This window comes from Streptomyces sp. (assembly GCF_031181705.1).
Classification (GTDB): domain Bacteria; phylum Actinomycetota; class Actinomycetes; order Streptomycetales; family Streptomycetaceae; genus Streptomyces.
On sequence record NZ_JAPSKN010000005.1, the window covers coordinates 53,842 to 69,976 of the forward strand.

A 16,135-nucleotide genomic window follows, 5' to 3' on the forward strand; every position below is an offset into this window, starting at 1 on the left:
AGTGCGTCGCTCCGCGGCAAGAGCCCGACAGCCTGCGCGTCCCGCCCGACACCTATCCTTGAGTCGGTCGGACAGCGCGGTCCGCTCTGATTTCTTCCCGGACGTCCGGCCCCGTAAGCGGCGCCCGCCGCGCGAGACGCCGTCCGGGTACCCCTCCCAGACGAGCTTCAACACTGCAAGGAGCCGCACCTGTGAGCAGTGCCGACGACCAGACCACGACGACGAGCAGTGAGCTGCGTGCCGACATCCGCCGCCTGGGCGACCTCCTCGGAGAGACCCTCGTCCGGCAGGAGGGCCCCGAGCTCCTGGAACTCGTCGAGAAGGTCCGCCGCCTCACCCGAGAGGACGGCGAGGCCGCCGCCGAGCTGCTGCGCGGCACCGAACTCGACACCGCGGCCAAGCTGGTCCGCGCCTTCTCCACCTACTTCCACCTGGCGAACGTCACCGAGCAGGTCCACCGCGGCCGCGAGCTGCGCGCCCGCCGCGCCGCCGAGGGCGGACTCCTCGCCCGCACCGCCGACCGCCTCAAGGACGCCGACCCCGAGCACCTGCGCGAGACGGTCCGCAACCTCAACGTCCGCCCCGTCTTCACGGCCCATCCCACCGAAGCCGCACGCCGGTCGGTCCTCAACAAGCTCCGGCGCATCGCCGCGCTCCTGGAGACCCCGGTCATCGAGTCCGACCGCCGCCGCCTCGACATCCGCCTGGCCGAGAACATCGACCTCGTCTGGCAGACCGACGAACTGCGCGTCGTGCGCCCCGAGCCCGCCGACGAGGCCCGCAACGCCATCTACTACCTCGACGAACTCCACGCCGGCGCCGTCGGCGACGTCCTGGAGGACCTCACCGCCGAACTGGAACGGGCCGGAGTCAAGCTCCCCGACGACACCCGCCCCCTCACCTTCGGCACCTGGATCGGCGGCGACCGCGACGGCAACCCCAACGTCACCCCCCAGGTGACCTGGGACATCCTCATCCTCCAGCACGAGCACGGCATCAACGACGCCCTGGAGACCATCGACGAACTCCGCGGCTTCCTGTCCAACTCCATCCGCTACGCCGGCGCCACCGAGGAACTGCTGACCTCCCTCCAGACCGACCTGGAGAACCTCCCCGAGATCAGCCCCCGCTACAAGCGCCTCAACGCCGAGGAGCCCTACCGGCTCAAGGCCACCTGCATCCGGCAGAAGCTGGAGAACACCAAGAAGCGCCTCGCCGACGGCACCCCCCACGTGGCCGGACGCGACTACCTCGGCACCGGCGAACTCCTCGCCGACCTGCGGATCGTCCAGGACTCCCTGCGCGCACACCGCGGCGGCCTCTTCGCCGACGGCCGCCTCGCCCGCACCATCCGCACCCTCGCCGCCTTCGGCCTCCAGCTCGCCACCATGGACGTCCGCGAACACGCCGACGCCCACCACCACGCCCTCGGCCAGCTCTTCGACCGCCTCGGCGAGGAGTCCTGGCGCTACGCCGACATGCCCCGCGAGTACCGCGCCAAGCTCCTCGCCAAGGAACTCAGGTCCCGGCGCCCCCTCGCCCCCACCCCCGCGCCCGTCGACGCGCCCGGCGAGAAGACCCTCGGCGTCTTCCAGACCGTCAAGAAGGCCCTGGAAGTCTTCGGACCCGAGGTCATCGAGTCCTACATCATCTCCATGTGCCAGGGCGCCGACGACGTCTTCGCCGCCGCCGTCCTCGCCCGCGAGGCCGGCCTCATCGACCTCCACGCCGGCTGGGCCAAGATCGGCATCGTCCCCCTGCTGGAGACCACCGACGAGCTCAAGGCAGCCGACACGATCCTGGAGGACATGCTCTCCGACCCCTCCTACCGGCGCCTGGTCGCGCTGCGCGGAGACGTCCAGGAGGTCATGCTCGGCTACTCCGACTCCTCCAAGTTCGGCGGCATCACCACCAGCCAGTGGGAGATCCACCGCGCCCAGCGCCGCCTGCGCGACGTCGCCCACCGCTACGGCGTCCGTCTGCGCCTCTTCCACGGCCGCGGCGGCACCGTCGGCCGCGGCGGCGGCCCGACCCACGACGCCATCCTCGCCCAGCCCTGGGGCACCCTGGAGGGCGAGATCAAGGTCACCGAGCAGGGCGAGGTCATCTCCGACAAGTACCTCATCCCGTCCCTGGCCCGCGAGAACCTCGAACTCACGGTGGCCGCCACCCTCCAGGCGTCCGCCCTGCACACCGCGCCCCGCCAGTCCACCGAGGCCCTCGCCCGCTGGGACGCCGCCATGGACGTCGTCTCCGACGCCGCCCACGCCGCCTACCGCAGCCTCGTCGAGGACCCCGACCTGCCGACGTACTTCCTCGCCTCGACGCCGGTGGACCAGCTCGCCGACCTGCACCTGGGCTCGCGGCCCTCCCGCCGCCCCGGCTCCGGCGTCTCGCTCGACGGCCTGCGCGCCATCCCCTGGGTGTTCGGCTGGACCCAGTCCCGGCAGATCGTCCCCGGCTGGTTCGGCGTCGGCTCCGGCCTCAAGGCCCTGCGCGAGGCCGGCCTCGACACCGTGCTCGACGAGATGTACGGCCAGTGGCACTTCTTCCGCAACTTCATCTCCAACGTCGAGATGACCCTCGCCAAGACCGACCTGCGCATCGCCCAGCACTACGTCGACACCCTCGTCCCCGACGAACTCAAGCACGTCTTCGACACCATCAAGGCCGAACACGAACTGACCGTCGCCGAGGTCCTCCGCGTCACCGGCGAGGACGAACTGCTCGACGCCGAACCCGTCCTCAAGCAGACCTTCGCCATCCGCGACGCCTACCTCGACCCCATCTCCTACCTCCAGGTCGCCCTGCTCAAGCGGCAGCGCGACGCGGCCGCCGCGGGCGAAACCCCCGACCCGCTCCTCGCCCGCGCCCTGCTCCTCACCGTCAACGGCGTGGCGGCCGGCCTGCGCAACACCGGCTGAACCCCAGCCCGGACACGACCGTGCCCCCGAGCCCGTACAGGGCCCGGGGGCACGTCCCGTTCACGCCTCAGCCGCGCCGCACACCCCGGCGCCGGAACACCAGCAAGGCGCCGGCCGCGAGCAGCACCGCCGCCACACCCGACAGCGCACCCACCGGCGCACCACCGCCCGTCTCGGCGAGGTCACCGGAGCCCTCCGTCTGCGCCGACGGCGACGAGGACACCGGCACACCGCCACCCGCCGTCGAACCCGGGGACGCCGACCCGCCCGGCTCCCCGGGCACCGCGGCCGACGGCGACGCCGACCCGGACGGCGCCGAACCACCGGGCTCCTCCTGGTCCTCGCAGTCCGTCCAGAACACCTTGTGCTTCGCCGCGCCCTTCTCGCCGTCGAAGTTCCACGACAGCTTGTAGTGCCCGTCGGGCAGTGACAGGTCCTCGCTGCGGCCGTGCCCCTCGCCGTCCAGCGTCAGAGCACCGGACTCCACCGTCTCCCCCCTGTTCTCACTCGGGGGGATCGCGTCGATGTGCCAGTCGACCCGCTGACCGCCGTCGAAACCGAAGGCGTCCAGGTAGAACGTGCACACGTGCGGCTCGTTGCGGCGCAACTCCTCGCCCGTCGCGGCGTCATGGATCTTGACCGTGCCGTTGTCACCGGGCGGAGTGGCGTGCGCGGCGGGAGCGAACAGGAAGGCGGTGGAGGCGGCGGCGCAGACAGCGCCGAGGCGGGGGAGGCTTCGCATGGGGAAGTAGTCCATCTTCGAGAAGTGACGGGAAGATGTGGAGGGGGCGGCTCAGCTTCCAGCCAAGCCCGGCAGCACGTCAATCACGAACACACAACACTCACACCCTCCACGGACCTGGAGAACGCCCCGATCCCTCAGACGGTCACGAACGTCGGACAGCCACGAAAGCGGCCGTCAGCAACGCCCCACCCGACAACGCCAGCGCCCACGCCGCCCGCGTCCGCAGCAACCCGCCCGCCACCACCACCGACGCCAGCAACAGCGCACCACCCAGCGGCACCCACGCGTACAGCACACCCGCCGGACCCGAGCGCACCGCCTCGTCACCGCCCGGCTTCAGCACGACCGCGTACGTCCGGCCCCGCTCCACCGCGACCGACCGCTCCAGCACCACCTTCGACCGCGGCTGCGCCCCCGCCGACGTCGGCGCGAACCGGCCCCAGCACGTCTGTTCCCCGCACCGCGCCACCTCGACCGTGCCCTGCTCCCGGCCCTTGGGCAGCATCACGTGCTGCGCCGTACCCCACGACGCCCACACCCCCGCGACCAGGATCAGCACCGCGACCGCGCCCATCGCCACGAACCGCCCGAACCGCAGCACGACGACCGAGGCCGGACGAGAGGAGGGGGCATGGGCAGGCATGGCCGGGATCATTGGCCATGCCTCAACGACCCGTCAACCTCGCCGGGCGACAAGTCAGGAGTTGTACGTACTCTGCGCCCGCTCCAGCCCGTCGATCACCAGGCACTCCACCGCGTCCGCCGCCCGGTCCACCAAGTAGTCCAGCTCCTTGCGCTCCGCCGACGAGAAATCCTTCAGCACGAAATCCGCCACCGGCATCCGCCCCGGCGGCCGGCCGATCCCGAACCGCACCCGGTGATAGTCCGCCCCGAACGCCTTCGTCATCGACTTCAGACCGTTGTGCCCGTTGTCCCCGCCACCCAGCTTCAGCCGCAGCATCCCGTAGTCGATGTCCAACTCGTCATGCACCGCCACCACATGAGCCACCGGCACCTTGTAGAAGTCCCGCAGCGCGCTCACCGGCCCACCCGACAGGTTCATGTACGACATCGGCTTCGCCAGGATCACCCGCCGGTTCGACGGACCCGGCGGCCCGATCCGCCCCTCGACCACCTGCGCCTGCGCCCGCCCGGCCCGCTTGAACCTCCCCCCGACCCGGTCCGCCAGCAGATCGGCCACCATGAAGCCCACGTTGTGCCGGTTGCCCGCGTACTCCGGCCCCGGATTGCCCAGCCCCACGATCAGCCAGGGAGCGGCGGCATCGGTCGTCACGTCCATGTCTCCTTCATACGCGTCGGCCGCTGCCCCGCACGGGAACAGCGGCCGACGAACGACGACGCAGCGGATCAGGCCTCGGCGGCCTCGTCCCCAGCGCCCTCCTCGCCCTCCGGGGTCTCCTCGGCCTGCGCGGCGAGGACCTGCAGCACGACGGTGTCCTCCTCGACAGCCAGCGCCGTGCCCTTCGGCAGCGGGATGTCCTTGGCCAGGATCGAGTCACCGGCCGTCAGACCCTCGACGGAGACGGTCACGGACTCCGGGATGTGGGTGGCCTCGGCCGTGACCGGCAGCGCGTTCAGCACGTGCTCCAGCAGGTTGCCGCCCGGAGCCAGCTCACCCTCGGTCTGCACGAAGATCTCGACGTTGACCTGCTCGCCCCGCTGCACCAGCTGCAGGTCCACGTGCTCCAGGAAGCCCTTCAGCGGGTCACGCTGCACGGACTTCGGAATCGCCAGCTCGTTGGACTTGCCGTCGATGTCCAGCGAGATCAGGACGTTCGGCGTACGCAGCGCCAGCAGCAGGTCGTGGCCCGGCAGCGTCAGGTGGATCGGGTCCGACCCGTGCCCGTACAGGACACCCGGAACCTTGTCCTCACGACGGATGCGGCGCGCGGCACCCTTGCCGAACTCGGTGCGCGTGGCGGCGGAGATCTTCACCTCGGACATAACACTCACTCCTCGAAGTCAGAAACGGACGTGGTCACCCGGCCACGAACGGCCTGCTACGAAGAGCGCGTCGATAACGGACCACCGCACCCCGTCCACAAACGGGAACGGCCTCCCTCGCCGAGCAACTGCAGCAGTCTACTCAGAGGGGGAGGCCGCACCCAAAACGATCTCTACTGCTCGTCGAACAGGCTCGTCACCGAACCGTCCTCGAACACCTCACGCACCGCACTCGCGATCGTCGGCGCGATCGACAACACCGAGATCTTGTCCAGATCCCGGCCCAGCTCCGACGGCGTCGGCAGCGTGTTCGTGAACACGAACTCACTCACCCGCGAGTTCTTCAGACGGTCCGCCGCCGGACCCGACAGCACACCGTGCGTCGCCGTCACGATCACGTCCTCCGCACCGTGCGCGAACAGCGCGTCCGCCGCGGCGCAGATCGTCCCACCCGTGTCGATCATGTCGTCCACCAGGACACACACGCGACCCTTCACCTCACCCACGACCTCGTGGACGGTGACCTGGTTCGCGACGTCCTTGTCCCGCCGCTTGTGCACGATCGCCAGCGGCGCACCCAGCCGGTCGCACCAGCGGTCCGCGACCCGCACCCGGCCCGCGTCCGGCGACACGACCGTCAGCTTCTCCCGGTCCACCTTCCGGCCCACGTAGTCCGCCAGCAGCGGCAGCGCGAACAGGTGGTCCACCGGACCGTCGAAGAAGCCCTGGATCTGGTCCGTGTGCAGATCCACGGTCAGCAGCCGGTCCGCGCCCGCCGTCTTCATCATGTCCGCGATCAGACGCGCCGAGATCGGTTCACGCCCGCGGTGCTTCTTGTCCTGCCGCGCGTAACCGTAGAACGGCACGATGACCGTGATGGAGCGGGCCGACGCGCGCTTCAGCGCGTCGATCATGATCAACTGCTCCATGATCCACTTGTTGATCGGAGCCGTGTGGCTCTGGATCAGGAAGCAGTCGGCACCCCGCGCCGACTCCTGATAACGCACATAGATCTCACCGTTGGCGAAGTCGAAGGCCTTCGTCGGGACGACCCCGACACCCAGCTGTTGGGCGACCTCCTCCGCAAGCTCGGGGTGGGCGCGGCCGGAGAAGAACATCATCTTCTTCTCGCCGGTCGTCTTGATCCCGGTCACAGCACTGTCTCCTCAGAGGTGTCGCAGCTGGGTGTCGAGAGACCTCGCAGCCGGCTTGCCGGAGGCCGTCTCAGCTGGTGGGGGTGCGGGTGTGCACTTATCACCGTACGCCGTGTTTGAGGCACCGGTTTCCGGTCACCCCTCGCCGTCCGGCTCCCGGGACGCCGCCTCCGCCGCCTTCGCGGCAGCACTCCCCGGACGCTTACGAGCCACCCAACCCTCGATATTCCGCTGCTGACCACGGGCCACGGCCAGCGAACCGGGCGGCACGTCCTTCGTGATCACGGACCCGGCGGCGGTGTACGCGCCGTCCCCGACCGTGACAGGCGCCACAAACATGTTGTCCGAACCCGTCCGGCAATGGGACCCGACCGTCGTGTGGTGCTTCTCCTGACCGTCGTAGTTCACGAACACGCTCGCGGCGCCGATGTTCGTGTACTCACCGATCGTCGCGTCCCCCACGTACGACAGGTGAGGCACCTTCGTCCCCTCGCCGATGGAGGCGTTCTTCGTCTCCACGTACGTACCGATCTTGCCCTTCGCGCCCAGACGGGTCCCCGGACGCAAGTACGCGTACGGCCCGACCGACGCCCCCGCGCCCACCTCGGCGCCGTCGGCCACCGTGTTGTCCACGCGCGCACCGGCACCGACCCGGGTGTCCTTCAGCCGCGCGTTCGGACCGACCTCCGCGCCCTCGCCCAGATGCGTCGCGCCGTGCAGCTGCGTGCCCGGGTGGACGACGGCGTCCTGCTCGAACGTCACGGTCACGTCGACCCAGGTGGTCGCCGGATCGATGACGGTCACACCGGCGAGCATCGCCTCGGTCAGCAGCCGGTCGTTCAGAATGCGCCGGGCCTCGGACAGCTGCACCCGGTTGTTGATCCCGGCGATCTCGCGATGGTCCCCGGCAACCGAGGCCCCGACCCGGTGCCCGGCCTCCCGCAGGATCCCGAGCACGTCCGTCAGGTACTCCTCGCCCTGGCTGTTGTCCGTGCGCACCTTCTTCAGCGCGTCGGCGAGCAGTTGACCGTCGAACGCGAACACACCCGAGTTGATCTCCCGGATCGCCCGCTGGGCGTCGGTGGCGTCCTTGTGCTCGACGATCGCGGTGACGGCACCCGTGGCGTCGTCCCGCACGATCCGCCCGTAGCCCGTCGCGTCCGGCACCTCGGCGGTCAGCACGGTGACCGCGTTGCCGTCGGCGGCGTGCGTCTCGGCGAGGGCCCGCAGGGTGGCGCCGGTCAGCAGGGGAGTGTCCCCGCACACGACGACGACGGTCCCGTCGACGGACCCGCCGAGCTCCTCCAGGCCCATCCGGACGGCGTGCCCGGTGCCGTTCTGCTCGGCCTGCACGGCGGTACGGACGTCGGGGGCGATCTCGCCGAGGTGCGCGGTGACCTTCTCGCGCGCGTGGCCGACCACGACGACCAGGTGCTCGGGGTTCAGCTCGCCCGCCGCGGCGAGCACGTGCCCGACGAGGCTGCGACCGCACAGCTCGTGCAGGACCTTGGGTGTGGCCGACTTCATACGGGTGCCCTCACCCGCTGCGAGAACGACGACGGCTGCCGGGCGGTTGGCGCTCACGGGATGCCCTTCGGCTGTGGATGGGGTGGGGTGACATCCGCAGGATACCGGGGGGTTTTGTGCTCGACATGAGTGCGGGCCCCGACGTGATGTTCGGGGCCCGCACCGAGCAGCTCCGCCAGCTGGATTCGAACCAGCACTACAGGGCTTCAAAGGCCCGCGGGCTACCAGTTACCCCATGGCGGATGGCTGCGTCAGACCTTACCCGAGGAGACGGATGCCGTGATCCCGGAGACCGTTCCGTGCCACCAGCCCTCGATGCGGCGGTACAAGTCTGCTCCTTGGGACACGCGAATCACCAGGCAACCGCGGTAGCTCTCGCCCACGTTCTTCCTGACGGTCCTCGGGTTGTGCCTTTTGCGCGTCGTCCTCCGCAGCGTGGCGACGTCGGCCCCCACCAGCCCGGCCCGGAAACGCTCGGCCCGTTCGACGTCCGCCGTGGCGTGAATCATCACGCGGTAGCGCCGACGTCCCTGCACGAAGAGGACGTTCTCCCGCCGGCGATGAACCGGTCCCGCGCCGAGAGGGGGCCCACTTCACCAGTTGCGGCCTCCTTGGTCTTCTGTCGCTCCCTGTCCCTGAAGGCCGGTTCGTGTTCCCCGCGCTTGCGTGCTGCGGGTGTCGCCTGCTCGGTCGGATCGCGACGCTCCGGCTTCTCTTCGAGCAGCCAGGCTCCGCCTCGATCCGGTCGTAGGTCCAACCCTGGAGCCGTAGCTCCCTGGCCTTGGATATCGGGTGGATTCGCAGCCGAACGGTCACGGAGTGTGGTGTGGGCCAGTGCGGGAAACTCACCGGAAAACCGGCCGGGGGCGCCCGTAGGCTGGGGGCATGACCGCGACGGGGGAAGACCATGTGACGGCCCGGGGAGGGCCGTGGTGGTGGGCCAGGCGGCGCAGTGCCGTGTTCGATGTGAGCCTGGGTGTGGTGTCCGCGCTGGAGTGCGGCCTTGAGGGGATTCCGTTCGCCCGGGACGCGGGGGTCCCGGTCGCGGCGGGAGTGGTGTTCGGCGTGCTCGCCGGTGCCGTGCTGGTGGTGCGGCGGCGGTGGCCGATCGCGGTCGTGCTGGTCTCGGTCGCCATCACGCCGGCCCAGATGGGTTTCCTGCTGGGCATCGTCGGCCTGTACACGCTCGCCGCGGCCGAGCTGCCGCGGCGGATCATCGCCTCGCTGGCGGGGATGTCGCTGGTGGGGACGCTCATCGTGACGTTCGTGAAGACGCGGCAGGACATGGTCCGGGGGGACCTGGACCTGGGCGACTGGTTCGTGCCGTTCGCGGCGATCACGATGTCGCTGGGCTTCACCGCGCCCCCGGTGCTGCTCGGGCTGTACGTGGGGGCCCGGCGGCGGTTGATGGAGAGCCTGCGGGAGCGGGCGGACAGTCTGGAGCGGGAGCTTCAGCTGCTGGCCGAGCGGGCGGAGGAGCGGGCCGAGTGGGCCCGGAACGAGGAGCGGACGCGGATCGCCCGGGAGATGCACGACGTGGTGGCGCACCGGGTGAGTCTGATGGTGGTGCACGCGGCGGCGTTGCAGGCGGTGGCCCGGAAGGATCCCGAGAAGGCGGTGCGGAACGCCGCGCTGGTGGGGGACATGGGGCGGCAGGCGCTGACCGAGTTGCGGGAGATGCTCGGGGTGCTGCGCAGCGGTGGGAACGAGCGGCGTGTGCCGGCCGCGTCGGTGCCGCTGGCGGCGGTGGGGGCGGCCGCCGCGGCGGCGGCTTCGCGGGTGGCCGACGACGAGGGGCCGTCTCTCGCGGAGATCGAGGAGCTGGTGGGGCAGTCGGCTGCCGCGGGGATGGTGGTGGACCTGTCGGTGGAGGGGAATCCCCGGTCGTATGCGCCGGAGGTGGAGCAGACGGCGTATCGGGTGGTGCAGGAGGCGCTGACGAACGTCCACAAGCACGCGGCGGGGGCGAAGACGTACGTGCGGCTGGCGCATCGGGTGTCGGAGATCGCGATGCAGGTGGAGAACGAGCCGCCGGGGGAGGAGGCGGCGTCGTCGGCGCGGTTGCCGTCCGGGGGGAACGGACTGGTGGGGATGAAGGAGCGGGTGGCGGCGCTGGGCGGGGTGTTCGTGTCGGGGCCGACGGACGCGGGGGGTTTCCGGGTGTCGGCGGTGATTCCGTCGTCGTAGCTCCGCCCTGGTCCCGGGGTCCGGGTCAGCCGGTGGTGAGGCGGGCCGGTGCGGTGCCGGCGATGAGGGTGGTCAGGCCCTGGTCGATGTCGGCGCCGAGGTACCAGTCGCCGGTGTGGTCGAGGGTGTAGACGCGGCCTTCGGTGTCGATGGCGAGCAGGGCCTGGGTGTCGGTTTCCGCGCCGAGGGGGCAGACCTCGGTGTCGAGGGCGCGGCCGAGGTCGCCGAGGGTGCGGGCCATGTGGAGGCCGTGCAGCGGGTCGAGGTGGAGGGTGGCGGGGGCCACCTGGCGGCCGGGGCCGGTGGGGGTGATGTGGAGTCCGCCGAATTCGGCCCAGGCCTCGACGGCCGCGGGGAAGACGGTGTGGCGGTGGCCGGCGGGGGAGACGTGGTCGCGCAGGGCGTCGGCCCAGATCTCGGCCTGTTTGATGTCCCAGCGTCCGGGGTGCCAGCCGGCGGCGCGCAGGGCGGCGTCGACGGGGACGGCGAATCGGGTGGTAGAGGTGCGGTCGGTGTGCATCTGCCCTTCGTCTCGTCGAGGTGACGGGGTGGCGCGTGGGAGGGCGCGCTGGAGTGTCCGGTCGTGCGGGTGTGGGGGGGGTGGGGGCGCGTCAGCTCCGGGGCGCGGGGTCGACTATGCGGACGCCGAAGTGGGCGCTGAGCGCGGTGCAGGCGCGGCAGGGGGTGGCGAAGCTGCCGTGGAGGGGGTCGCCGTCCTCGCGGATGCGCCGGGCGGTGAGTTTGGCGTGCTTGAGGGCTTTGCGTGCCTCGCCGTTGGTCATGGGTCTGCGGGCGGCGCGTTTGCTGCGGGCGGCGTCGGCGGCGGCGATGTGGCGGGAGATGAGGATGGTCTCGGCGCAGCGGCCGGTGAAGCGGTCGCGTTGGGCGCTGGTGAGGGTGTCGAGGAAGTCCTGGACGAGGGGGTGCAGGGCGGGGGGTGTGTCGCCGCGGGCGGCGGTGCCGGTGAGGGTGGCGCCGCGGACGGAGAGGGCGGCGGCGACGGTGGGGAGGATGCCGTCGCGGCGGTGGAGGAGGACGGGGGTGCGGGCGGCCTCGGCGGCGCTCCAGCCGATGCGGGGGTCGCCGGCCCGTGGCTCGCCGTTGCGCGGGTCGTTGTGGCGCGGGTCGGCGCCGTGTGGGGCGCCGTTTCGTGGGTCGGCGGACCTGCCGGTGTGTGGTCCCGTCTGTGTCGCGTTCATGATCGTCTTCCCCTCCGTGCATCCCCCGGGAGGTCACAGACTGCCAAATGCCGTGGCTCGTGCGGAAGCTGGGGCGTGGCGACACGCCCGTAGCGGGGCGTGGCGTCACGGTGGGGTGACGCCTGGTCACGGAGGCGGAGGGGGTGCGGACCGGCGCCGGTGACCGGTGTCGTCGTACCGCATAGGCTGTCGGCACCGCGGCCGATGCGGTGATCCGTTCGGGGATCGATGCAGTGAACCGGAGGGTGATCCGTGAGGTGGGCGCGTGCGGTGACGGTGGGCCGAGGCGCACCGTGGTCGAGACAGAAGACGTGACAGTCGATACGGGCCGTAGTGCGCCAAAGGTGGTGGATACGGGTCGTACAGAGTGCCGCAGGGGGCAACCGCCATGACGACAGGTCGGCTCGGGCAGCAAGCCGCGCCGCCGAACGCGGCCTACGCCGGGCAGGTCGTGCATTTCCCGGACCCGGTCCGGGCGGCCCGTCACCCGAGAGGGGTACGGGTGGACGAGCGTGGTTACCCCGACTTCTCGCCCTATGCGCGTGCGGCCGCGGAGATCGCGGAGCCGCCGGAGGGTTTCGGCGTCGACGAGTTGCGGCTGACGGACTACGTGTCGGCGAACATGGCGCTGGCGGCGTCCGGGCACGCGTTGTGGGACACGGTGCCCGCGGTGGCGACGCCGCACGGCTGGACGTGGCACCACGTGGTGGGCTCGCGGCGGCTGGAGCTGGTCCCGGTCGAGGTGAAGGCGCTGCTGCGGCATCACGGCGGGGTGGCCACGTCGGGCGTCGACCATGCCAAGCGGGGCACGCGGCCGTTGCAGGAGACGCGTCCGGCGCACTTCGGGCTGCCCAAGTCGGGTGTGGCGGTGACGGAGTCGCAGGTGCAGGGCGTCGAGGAGGACCTCGGCTACCGGCTGCCGGGTGCGTACCGGTCGTTTCTGAAGGCGGCGGGGGGTTGCGCGCCGGTGGGTGCCGCGCTCGACGCGGAGCTGGGGCTGCTGATCGACCAGCCGTTCTTCACGGTGCGCGACGAGGCGGCGGTCAACGACCTGGTGTACGTCAACAAGTGTCTGCGTGACCATCTGACCAAGGACTACCTGGGGGTCTCCTTCGTCCAGGGCGGCCTGCTGGCCGTGAAGGTGAAGGGCGAGCGGATCGGCTCGGTGTGGTTCTGCGCGTACGACGACGTGCGGGACGTGGATCCCTCGCTGCCGCCGGCGGAGCGGGTGGAGCGGCTGCTGCTGCCGTGCGGGGACGACTTCGACGTCTTCCTGTCGCGGCTGGCCGGCGATCCGCCGGAGTTGGAGACGGTGGCGAACCTGATGGTGGACGGCGGGTTCGCGCGTGTGGTGCCGGTGGACGCGGTGTCGTCGTCGGCCGTGGGGGAGTGACGTCAGCGATGGTGACCTTCGCACAGGCGCAGGAGCGCGCCGAAGAGTGGATCAACGGGGACGTGCCGTCGTACCAGCATCGTGAGGTGCGGGTGCGGGAGTTCGACCTCGGGTTCGTGGTGTGGGCCGAGGACCGGGCGGACGGGCCGCGGTCGGACGGCGGCGCACAGCGGCTGGTGATCGCGCGGGACAGCGGCGAGGCCACGCTGTGGCCCGGGCTGCCGGTGGGTGAGGTGATCCGCCGGTACGAGGAGGAGTACGGCCGTTCCGACGCGGCGGACGAGCCGGCGCCGGCGGCGCCCGCGCGGGTGGATCTGAACCAGACGTCGTTCCTGCTGACGCCGCCGGAGTGGTTGCAGGACGCGGCGGACAAGCTGGGGATCCCGGACCGCCGGGAGGCGGCCTCGGCTGGTGCGGACGCCGCTGCGGACACTTCTGTGGGTGCCTCGGGTGCCTCGGGCGGCGAGGGCGTGCCCGTCGCGCCGGGGAGTGGTGCGTCGTGGCCGGCCGCCGGGGGGAGCGACGCTGAGGCCGCGTCGGACGCCTCCGGGGTTCCGGAGGTGGCGGGTGCGCCGGGTGCGCCCGCGGGGGCGACTCCGTGGGCGGGGACGGACACCAACGGGGACGCCGGTGACGACCGTTCCGTACCGCTGCCCGCGACGGTGTTCGCGCCGCCGCTGAGCGAGAGCGACGGTGACACGCCGCCGTCGACGGCACCCGACGCCAAGACGGCCCTGATGTCGGGCGGCAGCCGGCTTCCACCGACCGCGCTGTCGCCGGTGATCGACGACCCGAACGCGGCGGGCGCGGCGGCGCCCGGCGGGCCGGGTACGCCGCCGGGCGGTGTGCCGTACGGCAGCACGCCTCCCCCCACGCAGGCCGGTCAGCCGTACGGGTATCCGCAGGGGCCGGGTGCGTCGGGTGGGCCTGGTGCGTCCGGTGGTCCGGCTGGTCCTTCCGCGCCGAACGCCGGGGACATCGCCGACGCCGCGACCAGCAAGGCGACCCCGCCGCCGGGACGCGACCGGGGCGCGGGCCCGGCCATGCCGCCTCCGCCGGGTGCCCCGGGAACGCCCGGTGCGCGGCCGGGCGATACGCCCGCGCCGTCGGGCCCCGGAGCGCCGGGTACGCCGGCGGGCGGTTACGTACCCACGCAGATGGTGTCGGCGCTCGGACCGGAGGGGCCGGGAGCCCCTGCCGCCGACGGGCCCGGTGGCCCCGGCAGCCATGGCAGCCATGGTGGCCGGGGCGTTCCTGGTGCCGCTGGCGGGCCAGGTGCGCCGCAGCCGCCGGGTGCCCCGAATCCCCCTGGTGCCCCTGGCGCGCAGGGTGGCCACGGTGCCCCGGCTGGTCCCGGTGCGCCGCAGCCTCCCGGTGCTCCCGGTGGGACTCCGCCCGGCGGTGTCCATCACGCCGCCACGATGCTCGCCGGCCCCGGGCGGATGGGCCCGGGTGGGCCCCAGCCTCCGCAGCCGCCGGGGCCTCCTGGCGCGCCCGGTGTTCCGGGAGCCCAGGGTGGGCCCGGTGCGCCGTATCCGCCCGGTGCTCCGCAGGTGCCGGGTGCGCCCACTCCGCCCGGTGCGCCCACTCCGCCCGGCCCGCCCGGTGCGCCTCAGCCGCCGGGTGCCCCCGGAGTGCCCGGGGGGCCGGGGCCCGTGCATCACGCGGAGACCATGCTGGCCGCGCCCCCCGCGGGTGGCCCCGGCGTGCCTCCGCCGCCGCAGGCCCCCGGCGCACCACCCGTCGCGCCGGGAGTCCCGGGCGCCCCTGGCGTGCCCGGTGCGCCGCAGGTGCCGCACGGTGCCATGCCGGGTGCGGTGCCGCCCGGTGCACCGCCCGGCGTGATGCCGCCGCCCGGTCAGCCCGTTCCCGGGCAGCCGCCGGCGTACGGCTATCCGCAGCAGCCCACCGGGCAGCCCACGGTCGGCCCCGGCTACCAGGCAGTGCTGCGCTACCGCGCCCAGGACGGTTCCGAGCAGCAGCTGATCCGGCGTTCGGCGCCGGGCACGCCGCACCCGGAGTGGCAGATCTTCCACGAGCTGCGGGCCATGAACGTGCCCCCGGACCAGGTGCTGGAGCTGCACACCGAGTTGGAGTCGTGCGAGCTGCCGGGCGCGTACTGTGCGCGGATGATCCGGGAGCAGTGGCCGCAGGCGCGGATCACGTCCATCGCCCCGTACGGCACGGACCACGCGAGCCGGCAGCAGGGCATGCAGCAACTGCTGGCCCATCAGGGTGAGTTGCACCAGGTGGCGGACGGCCCGGCGCGTCCGGCCCCGGTGCGCGCTCCGCTGCCGCCGGTGCAGGCGGTGCCGCCGATCCCGCCGGAGGGCATCGCGCAGGAGCTGGCGGCGGCGTTCGGGCCCGGGGTGTTCCGGTTCGAGCAGGCGGCCGTGTCCCGGCAGGGCGTGCCGCCGGTCGTGGCGCACACCCTGGTCGCGGCCGGGCTGCCGCTGGACATGGGCCCGTTCTTCTGGGCTCAGGCCCAGCCGGGCCGGCCCGTGCCGACGCTGGCCGAGCTGGCGGCCGAGCGCGGTGTGCAGCCGGCCTCGGACGCGGGCTCGTACCTGGTGATGGGCAGCGACTTCGGCAAGGCGATCTGCGTCCAGTACGGCACGGCGAACATCGTCGCGGTGCCGGTGGAGGCGGGACCGGGCGGGGCGCCCGTACCGCCGCAGTTCGTGAACACCGGGCTGCCGGAGTTCACGCGCTGCCTGGCGCTGCTGGGCCGGATGTGGCGGCTGCGGTTCGGTCTGAACCAGGAGCAGGCGGGTCGCTGGACGGTCGACTTCCAGGCGCAGTTGGCCGCGCTGGACCCGGCGGCGCTGGGTTCGCCGGAGAGCTGGTGGTCGGTGCTGCTGGAGCAGATGTGGGACGGCTTGCTGTGACGCTGTGACGTGTCGCGGCCGCCGTGCCGTGAGGAGCCGGGTCCGGTCGCTCGTGTGACCGGGCCCGGCTCTTCTCGTGCCGGCACGAAGAACAGGCACGGATGAAGAACCCGGCGTTCGTCCTTCCCGGCGCGATGAAGGGCATCGGCACCA

12 protein-coding genes and 1 tRNA gene are annotated in these 16,135 nt (G+C 72.1%); 4 read left to right on the top strand and 9 right to left on the bottom strand.

The features are described from left to right. The first annotated feature begins 191 nt into the window (after window positions 1-191). Window positions 192-2,924 carry a phosphoenolpyruvate carboxylase gene (ppc, locus tag RIN80_RS02290; RefSeq protein WP_309093753.1) on the top strand — a complete coding sequence of 911 codons (2,733 nt, stop codon included), beginning with the start codon at window positions 192-194 and terminating at the stop codon, window positions 2,922-2,924. A gap of 67 nt (window positions 2,925-2,991) precedes the next feature. On the opposite strand, the gene RIN80_RS02295 is transcribed toward ppc, so the two are convergent. The 7 genes from RIN80_RS02295 to RIN80_RS02325 form a co-directional block, all read right to left on the bottom strand. After that, a complete protein-coding gene (locus tag RIN80_RS02295; protein WP_309093754.1) occupies window positions 2,992-3,666 on the bottom strand; it encodes a hypothetical protein in 675 nt (224 codons plus the stop codon). 145 nt (window positions 3,667-3,811) lie between these two features. After that, window positions 3,812-4,312 (bottom strand): hypothetical protein, encoded by a 501-nt coding sequence (locus RIN80_RS02300; protein WP_309093755.1) that lies wholly within the window; start codon window positions 4,310-4,312, stop codon window positions 3,812-3,814. Window positions 4,313-4,366: 54 nt separating this feature from the next. Then, window positions 4,367-4,969 (bottom strand): aminoacyl-tRNA hydrolase, encoded by a 603-nt coding sequence (pth, locus tag RIN80_RS02305; protein ID WP_309093756.1) that lies wholly within the window; start codon window positions 4,967-4,969, stop codon window positions 4,367-4,369. Between the two features lie 68 nt (window positions 4,970-5,037). After that, window positions 5,038-5,634 (bottom strand): 50S ribosomal protein L25/general stress protein Ctc, encoded by a 597-nt coding sequence (locus RIN80_RS02310; RefSeq protein ID WP_309093757.1) that lies wholly within the window; start codon window positions 5,632-5,634, stop codon window positions 5,038-5,040. A 173-nt stretch (window positions 5,635-5,807) separates the two neighbouring features. Further along, entirely contained in the window at window positions 5,808-6,788 is a 981-nt protein-coding gene (locus RIN80_RS02315; RefSeq protein ID WP_309093758.1) for a ribose-phosphate diphosphokinase, read from the bottom strand. A 135-nt stretch (window positions 6,789-6,923) separates the two neighbouring features. Next, window positions 6,924-8,372, bottom strand: coding sequence for a bifunctional UDP-N-acetylglucosamine diphosphorylase/glucosamine-1-phosphate N-acetyltransferase GlmU (gene glmU, locus RIN80_RS02320; RefSeq protein ID WP_309093759.1), 1,449 nt, complete (start codon window positions 8,370-8,372; stop codon window positions 6,924-6,926). Window positions 8,373-8,485: 113 nt separating this feature from the next. Then, window positions 8,486-8,558 (bottom strand) — tRNA-Gln (locus RIN80_RS02325). Between the two features lie 642 nt (window positions 8,559-9,200). Here RIN80_RS02325 and RIN80_RS02335 point away from each other — a divergent pair. Next, window positions 9,201-10,502, top strand: coding sequence for a histidine kinase (locus RIN80_RS02335; RefSeq protein ID WP_309093760.1), 1,302 nt, complete (start codon window positions 9,201-9,203; stop codon window positions 10,500-10,502). 25 nt (window positions 10,503-10,527) lie between these two features. Here RIN80_RS02335 and RIN80_RS02340 read toward each other — a convergent pair whose 3' ends face one another. Continuing rightward, the gene (locus tag RIN80_RS02340; protein WP_309093761.1) at window positions 10,528-11,022 is read right to left on the bottom strand and encodes an SUKH-3 domain-containing protein; all 495 of its coding nucleotides are present in this window, start codon (window positions 11,020-11,022) and stop codon (window positions 10,528-10,530) included. Between the two features lie 91 nt (window positions 11,023-11,113). Continuing rightward, window positions 11,114-11,701, bottom strand: coding sequence for a YwqJ-related putative deaminase (locus tag RIN80_RS02345; protein WP_309093762.1), 588 nt, complete (start codon window positions 11,699-11,701; stop codon window positions 11,114-11,116). Between the two features lie 388 nt (window positions 11,702-12,089). Between RIN80_RS02345 and RIN80_RS02350 the strand changes: the two genes are divergently transcribed. Next, window positions 12,090-13,094, top strand: a complete 1,005-nt coding sequence (locus RIN80_RS02350; protein WP_309093763.1) for an SMI1/KNR4 family protein — start codon at window positions 12,090-12,092, stop codon at window positions 13,092-13,094. A gap of 8 nt (window positions 13,095-13,102) precedes the next feature. Beyond that, on the top strand, window positions 13,103-15,982 hold the full coding sequence (locus tag RIN80_RS02355) for an SUKH-4 family immunity protein (RefSeq protein WP_309093764.1): 2,880 nt from the start codon (window positions 13,103-13,105) through the stop codon (window positions 15,980-15,982). Window positions 15,983-16,135: the final 153 nt, after the last annotated feature.